We start from the raw sequence: 21,343 nt of genomic DNA, 5'->3' as shown, positions 1-21,343 counted from the left end.
CTGTTAGTTTTTAGCGTAGCCTACGTAAAACCAATGGTTGTTTTCTTTTACAAAAGCAGACTTTTCATGGATGACATCCATGCTGCCATTATCATAAAAATAGGCGCTAAAAGTAACCGTCCCTTCCGTGTCTTTTTTTAAACCTTTGGTAGTGTCTTGCACATCTAATTTAATCCATTCTACAGATTTTGCCCAAGTTACAATTGCTTTTTTTTCTGAAGTTGGTCTAGTAGATTTATGGTGGGTTGACATTAAATATTCACCATTTGCTAAGACAAAAGCACTGTATCTAGAGCGCATCAACTGTTGTGCTGTTTCAGTTTGTCCACCGTTTAAATGAAACACTTCACAGCATGTCTTGTAAGTTTTATTAGTTCCGCAGTAGCAAGTCATCTAAAGGTTGATTTATAACTAATTAGTCTAAATTTCTAATAAATTTTTCGACGTTAATATGGACATCATCTTCACCTTGTTGATCAAATGGGTTTTCTAAATGCGATTGGATATTATCTAAAGCAACAAGTATAACACTAAACATAATTGGTACTGCATATTGTAAACCGTAACTATAACTTGTCACGCTATGCGCAAAATGTGGTCCATAAATTATTGGTAAAGCAATAATAAAAATATCACTATAGGTGCGTAATGTTCTTGGTGTACGGTATTGATAAATGTGTTTTATACGCTCAAAAGAAATCATCATTTTACTTAAAAACTGATTGGATCTTGAGGCTTCTCCAGATGGTAATCCGTGACTTCTTAGGCTTTTTATAAAAAGTGAAATGGTATTAAAGTTTTCGTATACTTTTTTCTCGGTAAGTTCTAAGTCGCTAATTGGATTTGTAAAGACATCCGTTAGAGCGTTTAATAGATTTTCTAGATTGGTTTTGATTTCTGCTTTTAGCTCGTTTGGTGGGTTTTCTAGCCAATGCGATACTGCAAAATATAAGGCGCGACCATGTGCTTTTATAGAGCCATATTCGTCTAAAGCAACCTCTCTACGCTTATAAGCACCTCCAATAGAAAACACAATAGGAAATACAATTGCAGTTCCAATAAGTGTTAAGGGGAAGTCTGCTTTAATTTCAAAATGAATACAGAAGGCAGTCGAGGCAACAGCTAATCCTATTATTACAAAAGTCTTCCAGTTTATAATTAAAAATACGCGTTTGAATAACTTCATAATTATACCCAATCTTTAGGATTTTGTAAAATGTTTATTAAGCGCTCTTCTTCGCTACCAACTTCTGGTTGATGATCATAAACCCATTGTACATGTGGCGGAAGACTCATTAATATACTTTCAATACGACCATTAGTTTTTAGTCCAAAAAGGGTTCCTTTATCGTGTACTAAGTTAAATTCGACATAACGACCACGACGTATTTCTTGCCAATCGCGTTGTACTTTGGTGTAATTTAAATCTTTCCTCTTTTCTACAATAGGAACATATGCTTCTAAAAAGCTATCGCCAACTTCTGTAACGAAGTCATACCAATTTTGCATGCTCATATTTTCAGTTGCTTTGCAGTAATCGAAGAATAAACCGCCAATACCACGACCTTCATTACGGTGTGCATTATAGAAATATTCGTCGCAACGTGCTTTATATTTTGGATAAAATTCTGGATTGTGGGTATCGCAAGCCTTTTTGCAATTTTGATGAAAGTGTTTCGCATCGTCATCAAATAAATAGTAAGGCGTAAGATCTTGTCCGCCTCCAAACCATTGGTCTACAATATTTCCTTCTTTATCGTACATTTCAAAATAACGCCAATTAGCATGTACTGTTGGCACCATTGGGTTTGTTGGGTGTAAAACTAAACTTAATCCACAAGCGAAAAAATCGGCATCTTCAACACCAAAATATTTCTGCATACTGTCTGGTAATTTACCATGGACACCAGAAATGTTAACACCACCTTTTTCAAAAACGTTTCCATTTTCTATAACGCGTGTTCTTCCACCACCACCTTCTGGGCGTTCCCAGATATCTTCTTGAAAAGTGGCTTTTCCGTCAATTTTTTCTAGACCAGCTGTAATTTGATCTTGTAGTTGCTGTATGTATTTGAAAAATTTATCTTTCATGTTATACCATGGATTTATTACAATAAGTTGCTTTTTCAAAATCTCTTATATTAATTGCTATAAAAGGAAGATCAGGAAACATTATTTTAAGGGTTGTTACTATGCTTTTTGAAAGGGCTGCTTTTTGTGCTGTGGTTCTGCCTTGCATAATGTTTGCAAAAACATGAATAAAAGGCACTTCTTTTCCGCCAACTAAATAGTTGTCTTTGAAGGGATTTAAACGTACTTTAATATCTGCTTCATCAAATAAAAGACTATTATTTGCAGCGTTGTGTACCTTTGTTAATACTGTTTTTGTGTCAACATTATTCAAAATATCTTCAGAACAATCTATTACAAAATGTGGCATAATTGTTTATTTATATAATTCATATAACTCCATATCTAATGGTTTTTCATTGGTGGGAGTGAATTCGTTTTTTAAGGTTTTAACCCATTTAAAATTATTAGTCAATGCAACGTTTACACTTGGTAAATTATCTTTATGTGTTATAATTTGAAGTGTTTTTAGTTGCAATGTGTTAAACGCGTAGTTGGATAATAATTGTATTGTTTTAGACACAATTCCGTTGCCTTTAAAATTGTAATCTATACAATAGGCAAATTCGCCTTGATCCAAAGACCAGTCCAGTGCTTTTATATAAATAAGACCAATAAGTTTACGGGTCTCTGTTTGTTTTAAAGTGAATACAAACTCCTCTTTTTTATCAAATAGCTTTGTTTTCTGTTCAACAAATAGTTTTGATAACGTTGGGTTTGAATTAGCTTTTAAAGTGCCCGGAAAATAGCGTTTAAATCGGTCTTCGTTAGAGACCATAAAATCGCAGAGTTTCCATGCGTCATTACTATGAATTGGATTGATTTCTATACCGTCAAATTTTGCAATCATTAGATTGTAATTTGACTATTGGTTTTTATTAACTTAACGGTGCTTAATGAAGCAGCAGTTACACTTAATGGTAATACCAAAATAACACCAATAAAAGGGACTAATAAAAATAGAATAAATACAAGTCCATTACCTATGGCAACACCTCTGTTTCTTCTTACAAAGTTAATACTGTCTTTATATTTGTAGTGGCGCTCTAAAGTGTAATCCATATTACCAAATCCCGCATAGTAACCTTGTACTAAAAACAGTAAAATGGTGGAAAATATGTTAACAACAGGAATAAATTTTAATAATAATAATGGTATCGTGATTAATAGCTCACGTCCTAAGTTTCTTAAGTTTATTCTAAGACCTCTCCATAGTTGCTCCTGAAAAGATGTTTTTCTGTGATTATGCCTAGCTATTCCTGTTAAGTGTGTTTCTATTTTTTCTGAAACGGGACTCATAAATGGAGCGGAAAGCGCCATTACGATGTGTTTGTACAGTATTAAACCTAAGGCTAGAATTATAATGACACCAATAACTGTTGAAAAGGATGTAAAAGCGCCTTTTCCCCATTCCCAGAACCATATTTTGGCAATAAAACGCCCAATATTATCTGATAATCGGTAAGCGCTAAATCCTATTACGGAACCTGTTACGATACTAATAATGATAGGGATAAAAAAGTATTTCCAAAGCTTTAGCTTTGAGATTAAAGCTAAAGCACCAGAATAACCATGTATACCTTTTATTATGTTTTGTATCATATTGTGTTAAACAAAACGAGTTCGTTTTGTCTTAAGCTTTGTATTCTTTTACAGCATCAATAAATGCTTTTGCATTCTCTAATGGAATGTTAGGTAAAATACCGTGACCTAAATTAACAATATATTTGTCTTTACCAAAGTCGTTAATCATTTGGTGTACCATTTTCTTTATTTCTGCAGGAGGAGAGAATAATCTGGTAGGATCAAAATTACCTTGTAATGTTACATTTCCACCGGTTAAATAACGTGCATTTCTTGCAGAACAGGTCCAGTCTATACCTAAAGCAGAAGCGCCAGATTTTGCCATATCGCCAAGCGCAAACCAACACCCTTTACCAAATGCAATTACTGGTGTTTCGTCTTTTAAAGCATCAATAATTTGTTGGATGTATTGCCAAGAAAATTCTTGATAATCTACTGGAGATAACATACCTCCCCAAGAATCAAAGACTTGAACAGCATTAACACCTGCTTTAACTTTTTCTTTTAAGTAAGCAATAGTAGTATCTGTAATTTTTTGTAATAAGTTATGCGCAGCTATTGGGTTTGTAAAACAAAACTCCTTTGCTTTGTCAAAGTTTTTAGACCCTTGACCTTGTACACAATAACATAAAATTGTCCAAGGAGAACCAGCAAATCCAATTAATGGAATGTCGTCATTTAATTTTTCCTTAGTCATTTTAATAGCTTCGTAAACGTAGCTTAAGCTTTCCTTTACGTCAGGCACAATAACGTTATCTACGTCTTTTTGTGTGCGTATAGGATTTGGTAAATAAGGCCCAAAATTAGGCTTCATTTGCACCTCTATATTCATTGCCTGCGGAATCACTAGGATGTCACAAAACAAAATGGCAGCATCCATACCGTAACGACGGATTGGTTGTACTGTAATTTCACTTGCTAATTCAGGAGTCTGACAACGAGTAAAAAAATCGTACTTAGCCTTTATTTCCATAAATTCTGGAAGGTAACGACCTGCTTGACGCATCATCCAAACTGGGGGACGGTCTACTGTTTCTCCTTTTAATGCTCTTAAAAATAAATCGTTTTTTATCATTGCTAGCTGTTGGCTTTTAGCTTTTAGCTTTTGGTTGCTCACCTTTTTCTATTAGCTCTAGCTCTTTTTTATTTTATTAATTAAACCATTAATCATTCTGCCTTCTTTGTGTATTAAAGTCATTAGATTTTCTGTTTCCTTTAAATCTATTAACTTTAATTCGACTATGATAATCAGTTGTGTTTCTATTTCAAAAAGTGAACCTATAGCTATTTCTAAAAAACGCTTAAATTCAACTTCACTATTTCGGCTGCAGCCTTCTGCTATATTAGAAGGGATTGATACAGCTGCTCTATTTATTTGGCTTATTAAACCAAATTTTTCTTGAGCGGGTAATTGATGAGATAATTGGTAAACTTGTTTGACAATGCTTATTCCATTTTTCCAAATTTCAAGTTTTCTAAAATCTCTCATTATATGTTTTGCTTTAATGACTATTAGATTAATTATACATAATAGAGGGGCAAAAAGCTAACAGCAAAAGGCTAATAGCTATGTATAATGTTCGTTTACTAATTCTATAACACTCTCTACTGTTGGTACTTTGGCAATGCGTACATCGTCAAAATGTTTGCTTGCTTCTTTTGCTGTAGTTTCACCTATGCAAAAGGCAATGCCAGTACCTTCATTTTCTTTTTTATAACTCTGTACCGTTGATGGGCTGTAAAACATAACGCCTTCTACAGTTTCAGGAAGCTCAATACTATCTAGTTTTGTTTGATAGGCTTCAACTTCATTTACTTTAATACCGCTTTTAGTTAATATTTCTGGTAAATCATCCAATCTTACATCACTGCAAAAATAAGTAACCTCTGTACCTTCAATAAAATCTACTAAATACTCTGCTAATTTCTTAGCATTTTTTTCTGTATGTAATACTTCTCCAATGCGTTTTTCAATCATTTTCTTAGTACGACGACCAACGCAATAGATGTTTTTAAATTGAAGTTCTACAGCAGAATAGTTAGTCAGTAGTGCTTCAACAGCATTTTGACTTGTAATGACTACATTTTCAATTTCATTTTTAAGAAATCTTGGGTGAATTCTGTTTAAACTAATCTTAACAAAATCAGAACTTTCAGCTTTTACTTTATCGCTAAAAAGAAAACGTTGATCTTCTGTTAATGATTTTGTCGAGTATATATTTGTTTTTACATGAGACTCTTTAAGCTCATCCATTAAACGGTTACCACCACGGTCTAAAATGTAATTAGCACACCAATCTGCAATATCATGGTGTTCTCCAACAGCTTTTACGCGTTTAACTTCTATTTTTTTAGTACCGTCTTTACTTAGTAAGATTCCTTCAAAGGTTAATTCTTCATCTTTTATAAAAGCTAAAGCTCCAATTGGGGCTGTACAACCACCTTCTAGTTTTCTTAAAAAGTCACGTTCTATTTTTGTGCAAATTTCAGTTTCTTTATGGTTTATTTCAGCTAAGATTTCGATAGTTTCGGTATCTTCTTCTAAAGCTACAACCATAATTGTCCCTTGTGCAGGCGCAGGAATCATCCAATCTAAATTAACAGCATCTTCTGGTCTGATGTCTAAACGACCAATACCTGCAGCAGCAAAAATAGCACCGTTCCAGTCGCTATCTTCTAATTTTTGTAATCTAGTATTTACGTTTCCTCTTAAATCAACTATAGTGTGTGTTGGAAAACGATTTAACCATTGTGCACGTCTACGTAAACTTCCGGTTGCAATAATGGCATCTCTTGATCCTAAAAATTCTTCGTTGTTTTTAAAAACTAAGGTGTCTCTAACATTACCACGTTTAACAACAGCAGCTTGTACAATTCCTGATGGTAGTTGTGTTGGTACATCTTTAAAAGAGTGTACCGCAATATCGATATCTCCATTTAACATGGCAATATCTAAAGTGCGTGTAAATATCCCTGTAATACCTAATTCGTGTAACGGTTTGTCAAGTACAATGTCTCCTGTAGATTTTAAGGGAACTAAAACTGTTTGATGTCCTAATTCTTTTAATTGATTTTGTACTGTTTTTGCTTGATATAAAGCTAACGCGCTATCGCGAGTTCCGATTCTAATTATTTTAGACATGCTTAGTTGTGGTGTTTTCTAGTTGAAACACTTTTTTTATTAGATCCAAACTTTCGTCAGTTGAGAATGCATCATCTTTTAAGTGATGCGCGAAATGATTGGTTATTTTTTGAATAATTTTATTACTGATAATTTCGGCTTGTTCTTCATTAAAGTTAGCCATTTTTTTACGTTGTGTATCTAGCTCTGCATTTTTAAAACCTTGAAGTTTTTGTTTTAAAGCTTTAATTGTAGGCGCAAATTTCCTAGTTTCTAACCAGCCAACAAATTCAGCTTTAATATCTTCAATAATCCTTTCGGCTAATGGGATTTGTTTTTTTCTACGCTCTAAAGTTTCATCGGTAATTTGCGATAAATCATCTAAATGTATACGCTTTACGTTAGGTAAGTCGGTTACGTTTTCGTCTACGTTTTTAGGAATTGATAAATCTAAAATTAATAAGTCTTTTTTAGATTGGATTAATTGTTTGTCTACCGTAGGGTTTTGAGCTCCCGTAGCTACAATTAAAATATCAGCTTCATTAATTTCTTCTTGAAGGTTGGCGTAATCTTTAACTACTAAATTAAACTTTCCTGCAACAGCTTCTGCCTTACCTTTAGTACGGTTTATTAGAGTGATTTGCTCGTTTTTAGTGTGTTTTACTAAATTCTCGCATGTATTACGTCCAATTTTACCTGTTCCAAATAGTAAAATGTTTTTATCTGTAACGTTATCAATGGTGTTTAAAATGTATTGCACGGAAGCAAAAGAAACGCTTGTTGCACCTGAAGAAATTTCAGTTTCCGTTTTAATACGCTTGCTAGCTTGTATAACAGAGTTAACAAGACGCTCTATAAATGGATTTAATAATCCGTGCGCTTTAGAAGCTACTGTGCTTTTTTTAAGTTGTCCTATAATTTCGAAGTCACCTAATATTTGACTATCTAAACCAGATCCAACTCTAAATAAGTGAGAAATTGCCTCATGACCTTTATATATGTATGCGTATTTTTGAAACTCTTCTACTGTTCCTTTTGTGTTTTCACACAACAATTGGATAAGTTGATATGGGTGTTCTGCAAATCCGTAAATTTCTGTACGGTTGCAAGTTGATGTTACTATAAGGCCTTGAATACCATTAGATTTAGCTTGATTTAAAAGCGCGGTTTTAGAGGGTTCATCTAAACTAAAATGACCTCTAATATCGGCATCCGCTTTTTTATAACTTAAACCTAAGGCGTAAAAATATTGGCCTGTTGACATGTGATAGTGCTCCATTTACCTGACTGGGACTTTGTTGTAAGCAAATTTATGTTGTATATTTTATAAAAAGTAACGCTAAAAGAACTTTTAATAACGTTTGTGGTTTTTTATGCTAAAAAATGAGCTAACAATGATAAATATCATATTTTAGCAGTGAATACAATGGTTTTAGAGTTAGTTGTTTAGAACCAATCTAAATAAGATTTAATTATGACGCTTTCTTCTTCTTTAAAAAATGTCGCTAAAGGTTCGTTTGCAGAAACGCAAGTGGATCAAGGTGTTTTTGTCCTTACTTATCAAAATGAAACAGCTAAAAATCAAATGGTTGAGCGGTTTATTGATAGTAGTTTTATTCAGTTTCATTTTTGTTTAAAAGGTGACAGTGACTTTATTTTTAACAATGGAAGTTATGTTTTAAATATAGCTGAAGAAACCTCATTGTTGTTGTATAATCCACAACGTGATTTGCCTATACATCTAGAGGTGAAGCCTGACTGTTGGTTAGTTTCGGTTTTAATTTCTATTAAAAAATTTCACGGTTTGTTTTCTCAGGAAGCAGATTATATTACTTTTTTGAGTAGTGATAATAAGGATAAAAAGTATTATAAGGACGGTAAAATTTCGCCATCCATGGCTATTGCATTAAATCAGATTGTTAATTTTAATCTTAACTCGTCTATAAAAACATTATACTTTAAAGGCAAGGCATACGAGTTGTTAAGCTTGTATTTTAATAGGGGGGAGGATGCGGATATCGAACAATGTCCTTTTTTAGTTGACGAAACCAATGTTGCTAAAATTAAAAAAGCAAAAGATATTATTATAGCAAGAATGGTGGAGCCGCCAACGCTTCAGGAATTATCTGAAGAGATCAGTTTACCTCTTAAAAAACTAAAAGAAGGCTTTAAGCAAATTTATGGCGATTCTGTGTTTAGTTTTTTATTAGATTATAAAATGGAGGTTGCTAGAAAGCTTTTAGAAACGGGTAATGATAATGTTAATGAGGTGGGTTTAAAAGTGGGCTACAGTACTTCTAGTCATTTTATAGCAGCGTTTAAAAAGAAATATGGCATCACGCCTAAAAAGTATGTTCAGTCAATATAAAAAAAGGCGCTTAAATTATTAAGCGCCTTTTTTGTTAGTATCCTCCGTCGTCTAGACGTTTTCGGTTTTTATGAATAACCAGATCTAAAACATCTTTTATTAGTTTGTCTTCCTCCTCGTTTTCGTCAATATAATTTCCGCTATACCCAGAGTCATAATAGACTTCTGTTTGTAATCGGTCCGTTTCTTCTTGCCTTAAAAAACCAGCGTAATAAAAACGTTTGGTTTCGTCTTTATCTTCTTTTTTTACAAGCATGTAGAAGTACATGTCGCCTTCTTTATCATCATCTGTTTTAAAAGCTTTTTTGCCTAAAAAGTGTATAGAATCACGCTCCTTTTCTATTGTTGTGTTGGCAAATAATGTAGATTTAGCGTACATTTCTTGACTAACTTTCTGGGCTATATATGGCTTGTATAGCTTTTTGCGATACATTTTATCTATCAATGCTGCCTGATTTTTGTAGTCATCAATAGTTTTTTCTTTAAGTTTTTCAGGAATAGGCTCTCCGGCTTCTTCTAGCAAAATGTAATAGGTACTTAGCGCAGATACATTGTCACTATCTAATAGCTTATCAAAAAAGTTTTTAGCTTCGGCTTCTTTTCTAAACGGAAATATAAGTTTTACAAATGCATATAAAGCACTGCTATAGGTTCTGTAATTGTATTTTGATTTAGAGCCTAAACTGCGTTTTACTTCTATTTTACCATCTTTAATAAGTTGTTTTTTAAACTTTTTATAAGACTTTGTTTTGATAACGCTACTGTCTTTTAGTCTTGCCAAAAGCTCGTAGATTGGCTCTTTGTATTCTTCAATAGAAGTGTATTCCATCAAATCAGGAAAGAGTGTTTTTTTAAGCGCTAACGAGTCTTTGTAGTTGTAAAACATAGAGCTTATCGATCCGCTTAACGGTAAGTCTTTGTTTAGTAGTGTTAAAAATGTTTGATAAGACTTTTTGGTAGGCTTATTTAATAATGACCTTAAAATGGTGTTCTGAATGTCTGGCTTTGAATAAGACTCGACATAAAGTTGATTTAAAAATGCATCTGTTCTTGGGTCTTCTAGTTCTGTTAATTCCGAAATTAAAAAGGTTTTAAAGTCTTCTTTGTTTTCTGGGAATTCGAAATTTTTAATTAAGTCAATCATCGTACTTGCGTTTGATTTATTAAACTTAATTTTTGTTTTCGCCTTAAATACAATGCTGTCATTTTCGCGCAACGCAGTAAAGAAGCGTTCTGTTTTATCGCTAAACACGGATTCTCCCAATAGTGTGTCTATTGGCTGAAAAGTATCGTAAAAACTAGTGACAAATTTTGATGGTTTAGAAAGTGTGTCCGTCAAGCTTTTTATTTCGAAAAGTGCGCCTTTTTTAAGTATGTTTTTTACTAAAATTGCTTTTGCACTAAGCGAGTCTTTTAAAGTGTATTCATAAAAAAACTGATCTTCTTTTTTGTATTTCTTTTTGTCAGTGACTATGTACTTTTTAAATCCATCAATATCTTCTAGTTTTTTTATTTCGCTGTCAATCTCATTCCATAAACTATCTACATTTTTATACATCTGTAGGTCATGAAATTTTAATCTGGTAATAAAAACCTGTTCGTTTGATTTAGAATAGTATGTGGTGCGTTTTGTTTTTTCTTCGTAATCCTTAGGTTTGCTATAGCTATAATAGTCATAAGGAGGCGATGCTTTTGTGTTTGTGATTACAGAAAAATGTAAAGACGTGTCTATAATTTTTTCAAAGCCTTCTTGTTGTACGTCTTTAAATTTAAAAGAATTAAAAAAGTCTGTTGCTTTGCTTTCTGTTTGTCCAACATAACCCATTAAAAAGTAGCTACCGTCTTTTACGATGCTTTTTAAATGAATATTTTCAGTTGACGTCGAGTCTTTTTTAGCAACACCTTCATAACTGTAGTATTTGTTGTTTTTATATTGACCATTGGAGTCTTCGATTTCAAAATCTTTATAAAAATTAGTGACAATAAACTTGGCTTCAAATTTGTCTTCTTCAATATAATACACGTCGTTATAGGCAACTTCTTTTAAAAAATAATAGTCACTACCAATGGTTCCTTGGATTAATTTTTGACCCGCATTTTGGATGTTATCTGTGGTGTAGTATTTAGGAAAGTTAACTTGGTACTTGTTATAAGTAGATGTAAACGTGTCAAACCCAGATTGGGGTGTTTTAAATGTAATAGAATTAAATATAGGCGCTTCATTTTTTAAAACATAATCCTTTTGACCGGCAAATTTGATAACAATTACCTCTAAAGGGGTTTTGTAAATATGGTATTTTTGGTAGTCTCCTTTTTTGGTTTTGTTTAATATACTAATACCAGGATAAGGACTTGTTAAAACGTCCTTTTTTATAATATCACCAGGGATATCTTCAAACAAAAAATTATCTAATCTGTCTAGCGATATTTCTTTTTCGTTTGGTAAATAATCATAAGTATTAAATCGGCTAATAGTTAAATAGGCACCATTAGTCATGTCTGGAGAGATATAATACTTTTGCCCACTATAATAAAATTCATATAAATCTGTAAACGCTTTTATAGTCAAAAACCCATCTGGGGTACTGGCTGTTTTTATAGCAGTCGGAGCAATGTAATCTTCAATTTGTTCTTTTTTAGTCTGAGCAACGCTAGATTGTTTAGAAACTAGTGGTTTTACAGTGTAACCCTCGTCTTCCAGCATTTTTAACATTCCTTTTTTGCCTGGCAAATGCGCAGCACCAACACCAGCAAATACCGTTTGAGATTGCATTAAAGAGTCTAAAACATGTACCATATTGGCATTACGTTTATATAACATATTTTCTCTAAAATACTCTGTGTTGGAGGCAGCTCCAATAGAGTCTAAAAGCGATAAATTACGATCTCTATATGTGTTTTCTTGAACTAAGTAAGGGTTTTCTTTTTCGTATAACTTAGTTAACCATGGGTCTATTTTGCTTTTTCTAGCATTACGTTGTGCTTTCGATACTAGGTAGCGAGATTCCTCAATATCTTCTAAGCTATATATGTTTTTTTTCTTCTTTTTACCGGCTTGGTAAATAAACATGTCTAAGTAAGTTTCTTCTTCAAAGTTATCAGCATAGCCATCTTTTCTGTATAAATACCCGTTAATCATTCTGTTATCAGATCTAATACTTCCTCTAATAGCGGTTTCTTCAGGATGTTCTAATCCAAAAAGGCTAGAGTAGAAGTTTTTATCATAACTCTGACTGTAGTTTTGTGGTGTTAGTGTTGTTGTTTCGTAATTAAAAGCTAACCAAGTAGAGGGGTCAGATTCTAATGCAACACTTTCGCTTTTTTCTAACGCGTCAAAAAACACATCGTCTAATCTAAAGGCGACTTTTGCGCTGACGTGCATGGTGCCATAGATATAAGAGGGTTTGTCGAGGTTTTTTCCAGAAATTTCCCAAAGAAGACTTTGGTTTTGGTTTTGAGAAAACGTAGTGATTGAAAATACACAGAATAGTGCAAGGATAATTTGTTTCATATAGTTTTAGGGTGTCTATCTGTAAATATATTAAACTAATTTTTATTTAAAAGGCTTTGCCTATATATTAATAGGATTTAAATATGATGAACAGATTAATTTTTAATCATAATAAAATTTAGTGTTGTATTTTTGTTTTTGAAAAAGAAATAGACATGAAAAAAGGCGTATTGCTTGTAAATCTTGGTTCTCCAGAAAGTCCAGAACCTAAAGATGTGAAAAAATATTTAGGTGAATTTTTAATGGACGAGCGTGTTATTGACGTTCCGCTTTGGGCCAGAACATTATTAGTTAAAGGGATAATCCTTAATACAAGGCCTAAGCAAAGTGCAAAAGCTTACAAGAAAATTTGGTGGGAAGACGGTTCTCCATTAATTGTATTGTCAGAGCAGTTACAAGATCAAGTTCAAAATCATACAGAATTACCAATAGCTTTGGCTATGCGTTACGGTAGTATGACTATTAAAAAAGGCTTGCAAGAATTAGTTGATAAAGGTGTGGATGAGGTGTTTTTAATTCCGTTATATCCACAATTTGCAATGGCGACTACCGAAACTATTTTGGTGTTAGCAGAAGAGGTTAGACAAGCAGATTTTCCTAATTTAAAAATAGATAGTTTACCTGCGTTTTATAATAAACCAGATTACATAAAAGTGTTAGCAGAGTCAGTAAAAGGACATTTACAAGACAAGGATTACGAACATTTATTGTTTTCTTACCACGGTGTTCCAGAACGTCATATTAGAAAAAGCGACATCACTAACGGACATTGTAAGATAGATGGTAGTTGTTGTGAAACAGCAAGTAAAGCGCATGAGTTTTGTTACAGACATCAATGTAAAGAGGTAACGCGTTTGGTAGGAGAATATTTAGGCTTGGAAGAAAACACGTTCTCAACGTCATTCCAATCTAGGTTAGGTTTTGATCCATGGTTACAACCTTATACCGATCGTACTATTGAGCGTTTAGGTAAAAAGGGCATAAAAAAGATGGCTATTGTTACTCCTGCTTTTGTAAGTGATTGTTTAGAAACATTAGAAGAGATTGCTATGGAAGGAGAAGAAATTTTCCATGAAGTAGGCGGTAAGGAGTTTACAACTATTCCTTGTTTAAATACGGATTCTAATTGGGTTAAATTATTAGCAGAATGGATAAATAAGTGGGCAGAAACTCCTGCTAAAGTATAATGCAGACTAGTAAATCTTCAAATTTAGGAACCGAAACCATTAGCAAACTACTGATTAAACAAGCAGTGCCAGCTTCTATTGGTATTTTGGTAATGTCGCTAAATATTTTGGTAGACACTATTTTTGTTGGTCAGTGGATTGGGTCTACAGCAATTGCGGCTATTAACGTCGTCTTGCCTGTGTCATTTTTTATTGCTGCTTTGGGGATGAGTATTGGTGTGGGAGGATCTTCCATTATTTCTCGTGCTTTAGGTGCTAATAATAAAGAAAAAGCACTCAAAACGTTTGGTAATCAAATCTCGTTAACGCTTTTGTTTACGGTTACTTTTGCGGCATTTGGACTCTATTTTGTAGAGCAGCTAATACCGGCATTTGGTGGTAAGGGTAATATTTACGAACCTGCTAAAGTGTATTACGAAATTATTTTATATGGTGTTCCTGTTTTAGCGTTTGTAATGATGGGTAACACTGTTATCCGTGCAGAAGGCAAGCCTAAGTTTGCCATGTATGCGATGCTAATTCCGTCTATTGGTAATTTAGTTTTGGATTACATTTTTATAGGCATTTTAGACTTTGGTATGGCTGGTGCTGCTTGGGCAACAACGGGATCTTATATCGTTTCTTTCTTATTTATTTTTTGGTATTTTTTATCTTCTAATTCAGAGTTAAAAATCAATTTAAAGCATTTTTATTTACAAAAAAATATCGTGTCAGAAATCGGAGCCTTAGGGTTTGTTACCTTGGCAAGACAGGCAGTAGTTAGTGTTACTTTTTTATTGGTAAATAATGCGTTGTTTGATTATGGTGGAGAAACGTCTATCACTGCTTACGCTATTGTTGGTAGGATGAGCATGTTTGCTTTGTTCCCTGTATTTGGTATTACTCAAGGATTTATTCCTATTGCGGGATATAATTTTGGGTCACAACAATATGATCGTGTTAAGGAAGTTATTTACACAGCTATTAAGTATGCAACAATATTAGGGACTCTAGTTTTTATTGCGTTAATGTTTTTTCCAGAAATTATTACAAGATGGTTTACCACAGACCAAGACGTAATTAATATCACACCAAACAATATGCGTTTGGCGTTTGCTGCGGTCCCAATATTGGCCCTTCAGTTAATTGGTTCGGCTTATTTTCAAGCAGTCGGAAAAGCATTGCCAGCGTTATTACTAACCTTAACAAGACAAGCTATATTTTTTATACCGTTAATGTATATTATGCCTCTATATTTTGGAGAGCTAGGTATTTGGATATCATTTCCTATTGCAGATGTTTTAGCAACCATTGTTACCGCCTATTTTTTAAGAAGAGAGGTTAAGTTAAATTTAAATAAGGACTCATAACAAGCGTAATAATTCTTATTTTTACTATTCGCAACCTAATTCAACCTTAAAATGAATACTTTAAAATCACTATTATTTCTTTTTTTAATAGGACTTTCATCCGTATCCAACGCACAAACTGTAAACCCATCTGATTATTCTGGTTTAGAATATAGATTATTGGGGCCTTTTCGTGGCGGAAGAAGTGCAGCTGTAACAGGTGTACCAAACCAACCTAATTTGTATTATTTTGGTTCAACTGGAGGTGGAATATGGAAAACTTTGGACGGTGGACGTCATTGGAATAATATTTCAGATGGTTTTTTTGGAGGAAGTATTGGGTCAATATCGGTTTCAAAAAGTGATCCAAACGTTATTTATGTTGGAGGAGGAGAAAAAACAGTTCGTGGTAATGTATCTTCGGGATATGGTGTTTTTAAAAGTGTAGATGCTGGAAAAACTTGGTCAGCCTCTGGCTTAAGAAACTCAAGACATATTCCTAGACTTGTTATAGATCCTACAAATCATGATGTGGTTTACGTAGGTGTTTTAGGTAATATTTATAAACCTACTCAAGATCGTGGTGTGTATAAAAGTACAGATGGTGGCGCTACTTGGAAAAAAACATTATTTGTAAATGATCAAGCAGGAGTTGTAGATTTAATAATAGATCCAACCAATCCAAGAATAGTGTATGCATCAACATGGCGTGTGCAACGTACGCCTTACAGTTTAAGTTCTGGTGGGGCAGGTTCTGGATTATGGAAAAGTACTGATAAAGGAGAAACATGGGTTGAGATTTCTAAAAACAATGGATTTCCAGTAGGGACTTTAGGAATTATAGGCGTAACAGTGTCGCCATTAAATAGCCAACGTGTTTGGGCAATTATTGAAAACAAAGATAAAGGGGGTTTATATAGAAGTGATGACGGAGGTGAAACTTGGAAGCAAGTTAACAGTGAGCGTAAACTGCGCCAACGCGCTTGGTATTATACGCGGTTGTATGCGGACACCAAAGACGTAGATGCTGTTTATGTTTTAAACGTGCGTTACCATAAAAGTACGGATGGCGGAAAGACTTTTGATACTTATAACGCACCGCACGGTGATCATCATGATTTATGGATTGCTCCGGAGGACCCAAATAGAATGATTATTGGTGATGATGGAGGAGCGCAAGTAACTTATGATGGAGGAGAAACTTGGAGTACATACCACAATCAACCAACATCGCAGTTTTATCGTGTGACTACAGATAACCATTTTCCGTATCGTATTTACGCTGCGCAACAAGACAATTCTACTGTCAGAATTCCGCATCGTACGGAAGGTTGGTCCATTACAGAAGACGATTGGGAGGATACAGCAGGAGGAGAGTCTGCGCATATTGCAGTAGATCCAGAGGATAATGATATTATTTATGGAGGTAGTTATGATGGGTTTTTAACCCGAAAAAATCATCGTACCGGTACTGTTAGGGCAATTAATGTCTGGCCAGATAACCCAATGGGTCATGGCGCAGAGGGTATGAAATATCGTTTTCAGTGGAATTTTCCAATTATTTTTTCTAAACATAATCCCGACAGATTATATACCTTTTCGCAACATGTACATGTTACAGAAAATGAAGGGCAATCTTGGCAAATTATAAGCCCGGACTTAACCAGAAATGATCCAGAAAAATTAAAATCTTCTGGAGGACCAATTACTCAAGATAATACATCTGTAGAGTATTATTGTACCATTTTTGCAGCACAGGAGTCTCCTATAACAGAAGGTTTGCTTTGGGTTGGTAGTGATGATGGATTAATACACGTTACCAAGGATGGCGGAAAAAACTGGTCTAACGTTACGCCTAAAGGCATGCCAGATTGGATGATGATAAATAGTATAGAGCCAAGTAATTTTGACGCAGGGACTTGTTATGTGGCAGGGACTAAATATAAAACTGGCGATTTTACACCGTATTTGTATAAAACTACGGATTACGGTAACACATGGAAAAAAATAACAAATGGTATTCCGGACGAGCATTTTACAAGAGTGCTTCGTGAAGACCCAAAACAAAAAGGATTGTTGTATGCTGGAACAGAGACTGGATTGTATGTGTCATTTAATGATGGAAAAAACTGGCAATCATTTCAGCTTAATTTACCAATTGTTCCGATTACAGATTTGACAATAAAAGACAATAATTTAATAATTGCTACCCAAGGTCGTAGCTTGTGGATTTTGGATGATTTATCAGTGATTCATCAAATGTCAAAATCTAGTTATAGTGACGTTCAATTGTATCAGCCTAAACCAACGTATAGAATGCGTGGTGGTTCTTCTAAAAATAATAATACAAGTGGTACAAATCATCCAAATGGAGTAATGACGTATTTCAATTTAAAAAATTATAAAGACGGAGATACAGTAAGTTTAACTTATTTTGATGCAAAAGGAGATACTATTAAAACGGTGTCTACTAAAAATAAAAAGAAAGATAAATTAGAGGTAAAAAAAGGACTTAACCAATTTGTTTGGGATATGACTTATGACGGGGCTGAAAAGTTAGACGGAATGATTTTATGGTGGGCAAGTTTAGAAGGTCCAAAAGCTGCACCGGGAACATATAAGGTTGATTTAAATGTCAACGGTTATAATGTTTTGCAACCTTTTACTATAGTTGCTAATCCAAATTCAGAAAGTACGCAAGAGGATATGGAGCAACAGTTTGTGTTTATCAAGGATATAAATAACACCATAGATAATGCGCATAAAGCCATTAAAAAAATGCGAAAGGTCAGTGCGCAATTAACTGCTTTTGAAACACAATATAAAGATGATGATAGTTTAAAAGACTTGTTAGAAAAAGCTAAAAGTCTAAAGGCTAAATTTACTGAAATTGAAGAAGCATTATACCAAACAAAAAACAAGAGTGGGCAGGATCCTTTAAATTTTCCTATTAGATTGACCAATAAATTAGGGCATCTAAACGCATTAGTTAGAATGGGAGATTTTGCGCCAACCGAACAAGATATAGCAGTAAAAAACCAATTAACGTCTAAAATTAATACACAGTTAAAGTCTTTTAATACTTTAATTACGGATGAGGTTACAGGCTTTAATTCCGCGTTTAACGCAAAACAACTTAATTATTTATTTGTTCAAGACTAATGGAGTATTACAATTACATAAAAGCGCTACACTTAATATTTGTAGTCACTTGGTTTGCCGGTTTATTTTATATCCCTAGATTATTTGTGTATCAAATAGAGGCATTTCATAAACCGTCTCCGGATAAAGAGATTTTAGGAGTTCAGCTTAAATTAATGACTAAAAGACTGTGGTTTATTATCACTTGGCCAAGTGCTATATTAGCTACTATTTTTGCTGTTTGGTTATTAATATTACAACCTTTTTGGTTGCAGCAACCATGGATGCATGTTAAGCTGACGTTTGTTGCTTTATTGTTTTTATATCAATTTCAAACGCATGTTTACTTTAAGCAATTACAAAACGATGTCGTTAAAAAAACCTCTAATTTTATGCGTATGTATAATGAGGGGGCAACCTTTATTTTATTTGCAGTTGTCTTTTTGGTGATATTAAAAAGTGCTATAAATTGGATTTTTGGTGTTATCGCTATTTTTGTTTTAGGTCTATTACTAATGATAGGGTTTAAGGTTTATAAGCGTATTAGGGATAAAAATCCAAACGCATAGTTATCACATAATACCATCTGTCTGTTTTTGGTTTGATTATTGCTATATTTAAACAATGAAAATATCTAAACTCTCCTTACGTCTTCGTATATTTTTTGCAATGATTTTCTTGGTGCTTTTAGCGTCCATTTTAATTGCATTGGTAGCAGCATATCAATATTCTGAAGAAACACAAGATTACCACGAACAACGATTAGAGCGTAAAGAAAAAAATATAAAAAGACACTTAGATTTTGTTATTAGGGAAACCACTTTTGAGGTTATTCCAGAAAAATTACCTTTAATTTTTAAAGACGAAATCTATAAAATTGCGGATATCCATGGGCTTAAACTTAATTTGTACGATTTAGAAGGGACGCTGCTAATTTCTTCAAAAGCTAGTTTGCCTCAAGATACTATAGAGGGGTGTATTGATGCTAATATTTTAAATAAGTTATCTCAAAGTGCTGGGCATAAACATGTTGTGCTTAGAGAAGAAAAAGGGGAAAACTTTAGATCATCTTATACGTATATAACCGATCAGAAATTTAAACCTCTAGCCATTTTAAATTTACCTTATTTAGAAAATGATGATTTTTTATCAAGAGAACTTTACGAGTTTTTTGAGCGTCTAGGTTACACGTACATTTTAATGTTGATTATTGCAATTGCATTGGCTTACTTTTTGTCAAAATACATTACCAGAACACTGAAGACTATTAGTGACAAAATGAATCAAACCCGATTTGAAAAGCGTAACGAAAAAATTGAAATAGAAAGCACTACGGAAGAGATTGCAACACTTGTAAAGTCATACAATAGTATGATTGATCAAATAGAAGAAAGTGCTGTTAAATTGGCTAAAAGTGAGCGTGAACAAGCTTGGAGAGAGATGGCTAAGCAAGTCGCGCACGAGATTAAAAATCCATTGACGCCAATGCGATTAACAGTGCAAAGCTTTCAACGTAAGTTTAACCCTGAAGATCCAGAGATTATTGGAAAGTTAGACGAGTATAGTAAAACTTTAATTCAGCAAATAGATACTATGAGTGCTATAGCAGGTGCATTTTCTAACTTTGCAAAAATGCCAGCGCAGCAAAAAGAAATGCTAAACGTCGTAAAAGTTGTGGATTTAGCATTGGATATTTTTAATGAAGATTATATCGAGTTTCATCCTGAGAAAGACGAAATTATTGCAAAACTAGATCGTACGCAGTTAATTAGAGTAATTACAAACTTGGTTAAAAATGGTATTCAAGCTATTCCGGATCATAAAACACCTCAGATTTTAGTTAATGTTTTTGAAAATGAAAATGAAGTAGTGATAACTATTTCGGATAACGGAAATGGGATTGCTGAAGAAAATAGATCTAAAGTTTTTGAGCCTAAATTTACAACTAAGTCCAGTGGTATGGGGCTTGGGTTGGCAATGGTTAAAAATATAGTAGAAACTTATCAAGGAACAATTACCTTTGTAACACAAACGGATATTGGAACAACATTTACGGTAGCCTTTCCTAAAGAATTAAAATAATTTTTTTCGCTGTAGCGGAAATAATAAATAACAAATATTATGAATTTCGAAAACATACTTAGTAGTACACAAAACGGAATAACAACCATTACTATCAACAGACCATCAAAATTAAATGCTTTAAACAAAGCCACTATTTTTGAATTACATGAAGCTTTTGATGCAGCTAATAAAGATGCCGACACTAAAGTAATCATAGTTACAGGTAGCGGTGAAAAAGCGTTTGTAGCTGGTGCAGATATTAGCGAGTTTGCAAATTTCACTGTTGAAAATGGAGGGAAGTTAGCAGCAAAAGGACAAGAGGTTTTATTCGATTTTGTTCAAAATTTAAGCACACCAGTAATTGCAGCAGTTAATGGTTTTGCACTTGGAGGAGGTTTAGAATTGGCAATGGCAGCTCATTTTAGAGTGGCAAGTGATAATGCTAAAATGGGATTACCAGAAGTAAGCTTAGGGGTTATACCTGGTTATGGTGGTACGCAACGTTTACCGCAATTAGTTGGTAAAGGACGTGCAATGGAAATGGTTATGACAGCTGGTATGATAGATGCTGCAACAGCATTAAGTTATGGTTTGGTTAATCACGTAGTAACTCAAGAGGAGTTAATACCGTTAGCGGAAAAGATTGCGAGTAAAATAATGAGAAACTCGTCAGTAGCAATTGGCAAAGCAATTCAAGCTGTAAATGCTAATTATACTGATGGTGTTAATGGTTTTAATATCGAAATAGAGCAGTTTGGTGCTTGTTTTGGAACCGAAGATTTTAAAGAAGGTACAACAGCCTTTTTAGAAAAACGTAAAGCAGCCTTTCCTGGAAAGTAATTTCTAAGAAAGTTATAGTATAAAAAAAAGACGCCCTAGGGCGTCTTTTTTATTGTTTTGGGGCAATGA

Annotated in this window: 18 protein-coding genes; 7 read left to right on the top strand and 11 right to left on the bottom strand. The window is 33.7% G+C overall.

Going from position 1 to position 21,343, the window contains the following annotated elements; translation table 11 throughout:
- Nucleotides 1–3: 3 nt before the first annotated feature.
- From ACZ2G2_RS05205 to hemA, 10 genes are all read right to left on the bottom strand, one after another.
- On the bottom strand, nucleotides 4–393 hold the full coding sequence (locus ACZ2G2_RS05205) for a YchJ family protein (RefSeq protein WP_470394342.1): 390 nt from the start codon (nucleotides 391–393) through the stop codon (nucleotides 4–6).
- Nucleotides 394–415: 22 nt separating this feature from the next.
- The gene (locus tag ACZ2G2_RS05200; RefSeq protein WP_470394340.1) at nucleotides 416–1,186 is read right to left on the bottom strand and encodes a hypothetical protein; all 771 of its coding nucleotides are present in this window, start codon (nucleotides 1,184–1,186) and stop codon (nucleotides 416–418) included.
- Between the two features lie 2 nt (nucleotides 1,187–1,188).
- Nucleotides 1,189–2,091, bottom strand: coding sequence for an oxygen-dependent coproporphyrinogen oxidase (gene hemF, locus ACZ2G2_RS05195; RefSeq protein WP_470394339.1), 903 nt, complete (start codon nucleotides 2,089–2,091; stop codon nucleotides 1,189–1,191).
- A 1-nt stretch (nucleotide 2,092) separates the two neighbouring features.
- Entirely contained in the window at nucleotides 2,093–2,440 is a 348-nt protein-coding gene (locus tag ACZ2G2_RS05190; RefSeq protein ID WP_470394337.1) for a 5-carboxymethyl-2-hydroxymuconate Delta-isomerase, read from the bottom strand.
- Nucleotides 2,441–2,446: 6 nt separating this feature from the next.
- Nucleotides 2,447–2,980: a GNAT family N-acetyltransferase gene (locus tag ACZ2G2_RS05185; RefSeq protein ID WP_470394335.1), complete on the bottom strand. Its 534-nt coding sequence runs from the start codon at nucleotides 2,978–2,980 to the stop codon at nucleotides 2,447–2,449.
- Nucleotides 2,980–3,732 (bottom strand): EI24 domain-containing protein, encoded by a 753-nt coding sequence (locus ACZ2G2_RS05180; RefSeq protein ID WP_470394334.1) that lies wholly within the window; start codon nucleotides 3,730–3,732, stop codon nucleotides 2,980–2,982. Before ACZ2G2_RS05180 ends, ACZ2G2_RS05185 begins: the two co-directional genes overlap by 1 nt.
- A 31-nt stretch (nucleotides 3,733–3,763) precedes the next feature.
- Nucleotides 3,764–4,789, bottom strand: coding sequence for a uroporphyrinogen decarboxylase (hemE, locus tag ACZ2G2_RS05175; protein ID WP_090837391.1), 1,026 nt, complete (start codon nucleotides 4,787–4,789; stop codon nucleotides 3,764–3,766).
- Between the two features lie 57 nt (nucleotides 4,790–4,846).
- A complete protein-coding gene (locus ACZ2G2_RS05170; RefSeq protein WP_090837296.1) occupies nucleotides 4,847–5,203 on the bottom strand; it encodes a four helix bundle protein in 357 nt (118 codons plus the stop codon).
- 78 nt (nucleotides 5,204–5,281) lie between these two features.
- Nucleotides 5,282–6,856 (bottom strand): hydroxymethylbilane synthase, encoded by a 1,575-nt coding sequence (gene hemC / locus ACZ2G2_RS05165; protein ID WP_470394333.1) that lies wholly within the window; start codon nucleotides 6,854–6,856, stop codon nucleotides 5,282–5,284.
- Complete coding sequence (hemA, locus tag ACZ2G2_RS05160; RefSeq protein WP_470394332.1) at nucleotides 6,849–8,114, bottom strand: glutamyl-tRNA reductase; 1,266 nt, start codon at nucleotides 8,112–8,114, stop codon at nucleotides 6,849–6,851. Before hemA ends, hemC begins: the two co-directional genes overlap by 8 nt.
- Before the next feature lie 195 nt (nucleotides 8,115–8,309).
- Between hemA and ACZ2G2_RS05155 the strand changes: the two genes are divergently transcribed.
- The gene (locus tag ACZ2G2_RS05155) at nucleotides 8,310–9,203 is read left to right on the top strand and encodes a helix-turn-helix transcriptional regulator (protein WP_470394331.1); all 894 of its coding nucleotides are present in this window, start codon (nucleotides 8,310–8,312) and stop codon (nucleotides 9,201–9,203) included.
- A gap of 34 nt (nucleotides 9,204–9,237) precedes the next feature.
- Here ACZ2G2_RS05155 and ACZ2G2_RS05150 read toward each other — a convergent pair whose 3' ends face one another.
- Nucleotides 9,238–12,714: a TraB/GumN family protein gene (locus ACZ2G2_RS05150; RefSeq protein WP_470394330.1), complete on the bottom strand. Its 3,477-nt coding sequence runs from the start codon at nucleotides 12,712–12,714 to the stop codon at nucleotides 9,238–9,240.
- 155 nt (nucleotides 12,715–12,869) lie between these two features.
- Here ACZ2G2_RS05150 and hemH point away from each other — a divergent pair, with 155 nt between their 5' ends.
- From hemH to ACZ2G2_RS05120, 6 genes are read left to right on the top strand one after another with little or no spacing between them, the layout of a single operon-like run.
- Complete coding sequence (gene hemH / locus ACZ2G2_RS05145; protein ID WP_470394328.1) at nucleotides 12,870–13,901, top strand: ferrochelatase; 1,032 nt, start codon at nucleotides 12,870–12,872, stop codon at nucleotides 13,899–13,901.
- The gene (locus ACZ2G2_RS05140) at nucleotides 13,901–15,250 is read left to right on the top strand and encodes an MATE family efflux transporter (RefSeq protein WP_281847425.1); all 1,350 of its coding nucleotides are present in this window, start codon (nucleotides 13,901–13,903) and stop codon (nucleotides 15,248–15,250) included. Before hemH ends, ACZ2G2_RS05140 begins: the two co-directional genes overlap by 1 nt.
- Before the next feature lie 51 nt (nucleotides 15,251–15,301).
- Nucleotides 15,302–18,391, top strand: coding sequence for a WD40/YVTN/BNR-like repeat-containing protein (locus tag ACZ2G2_RS05135; protein ID WP_470394326.1), 3,090 nt, complete (start codon nucleotides 15,302–15,304; stop codon nucleotides 18,389–18,391).
- On the top strand, nucleotides 18,391–18,939 hold the full coding sequence (locus ACZ2G2_RS05130; protein ID WP_470394325.1) for a CopD family protein: 549 nt from the start codon (nucleotides 18,391–18,393) through the stop codon (nucleotides 18,937–18,939). The genes ACZ2G2_RS05135 and ACZ2G2_RS05130 overlap by 1 nt, the downstream gene beginning before the upstream one ends.
- Before the next feature lie 55 nt (nucleotides 18,940–18,994).
- On the top strand, nucleotides 18,995–20,452 hold the full coding sequence (locus ACZ2G2_RS05125; RefSeq protein ID WP_090837311.1) for a sensor histidine kinase: 1,458 nt from the start codon (nucleotides 18,995–18,997) through the stop codon (nucleotides 20,450–20,452).
- Nucleotides 20,453–20,491: 39 nt separating this feature from the next.
- Nucleotides 20,492–21,274: an enoyl-CoA hydratase/isomerase family protein gene (locus tag ACZ2G2_RS05120; RefSeq protein WP_090837312.1), complete on the top strand. Its 783-nt coding sequence runs from the start codon at nucleotides 20,492–20,494 to the stop codon at nucleotides 21,272–21,274.
- Nucleotides 21,275–21,343 lie beyond the last annotated feature (69 nt).

The sequence above is a fragment of the Olleya sp. KKT75 genome (assembly GCF_055635485.1).
The sequence above is the reverse complement of the archived record's forward strand: the minus strand, read 5'-3'. Positions and strand labels throughout refer to the sequence as shown.

Bases quoted from the DNA above. Each gene is read 5' to 3' on its own strand.
- ACZ2G2_RS05205 (WP_470394342.1), bottom strand. From the start codon at position 393: ATGACTTGCTACTGCGGAACTAATAAAACTTACAAGACATGCTGTGAA.
- ACZ2G2_RS05200 (WP_470394340.1), bottom strand. From the start codon at position 1,186: ATGAAGTTATTCAAACGCGTATTTTTAATTATAAACTGGAAGACTTTT.
- hemF (WP_470394339.1), bottom strand. From the start codon at position 2,091: ATGAAAGATAAATTTTTCAAATACATACAGCAACTACAAGATCAAATT.
- ACZ2G2_RS05190 (WP_470394337.1), bottom strand. From the start codon at position 2,440: ATGCCACATTTTGTAATAGATTGTTCTGAAGATATTTTGAATAATGTT.
- ACZ2G2_RS05185 (WP_470394335.1), bottom strand. From the start codon at position 2,980: ATGATTGCAAAATTTGACGGTATAGAAATCAATCCAATTCATAGTAAT.
- ACZ2G2_RS05180 (WP_470394334.1), bottom strand. From the start codon at position 3,732: ATGATACAAAACATAATAAAAGGTATACATGGTTATTCTGGTGCTTTA.
- hemE (WP_090837391.1), bottom strand. From the start codon at position 4,789: ATGATAAAAAACGATTTATTTTTAAGAGCATTAAAAGGAGAAACAGTA.
- ACZ2G2_RS05170 (WP_090837296.1), bottom strand. From the start codon at position 5,203: ATGAGAGATTTTAGAAAACTTGAAATTTGGAAAAATGGAATAAGCATT.
- hemC (WP_470394333.1), bottom strand. From the start codon at position 6,856: ATGTCTAAAATAATTAGAATCGGAACTCGCGATAGCGCGTTAGCTTTA.
- hemA (WP_470394332.1), bottom strand. From the start codon at position 8,114: ATGGAGCACTATCACATGTCAACAGGCCAATATTTTTACGCCTTAGGT.
- ACZ2G2_RS05155 (WP_470394331.1), top strand. From the start codon at position 8,310: ATGACGCTTTCTTCTTCTTTAAAAAATGTCGCTAAAGGTTCGTTTGCA.
- ACZ2G2_RS05150 (WP_470394330.1), bottom strand. From the start codon at position 12,714: ATGAAACAAATTATCCTTGCACTATTCTGTGTATTTTCAATCACTACG.
- hemH (WP_470394328.1), top strand. From the start codon at position 12,870: ATGAAAAAAGGCGTATTGCTTGTAAATCTTGGTTCTCCAGAAAGTCCA.
- ACZ2G2_RS05140 (WP_281847425.1), top strand. From the start codon at position 13,901: ATGCAGACTAGTAAATCTTCAAATTTAGGAACCGAAACCATTAGCAAA.
- ACZ2G2_RS05135 (WP_470394326.1), top strand. From the start codon at position 15,302: ATGAATACTTTAAAATCACTATTATTTCTTTTTTTAATAGGACTTTCA.
- ACZ2G2_RS05130 (WP_470394325.1), top strand. From the start codon at position 18,391: ATGGAGTATTACAATTACATAAAAGCGCTACACTTAATATTTGTAGTC.
- ACZ2G2_RS05125 (WP_090837311.1), top strand. From the start codon at position 18,995: ATGAAAATATCTAAACTCTCCTTACGTCTTCGTATATTTTTTGCAATG.
- ACZ2G2_RS05120 (WP_090837312.1), top strand. From the start codon at position 20,492: ATGAATTTCGAAAACATACTTAGTAGTACACAAAACGGAATAACAACC.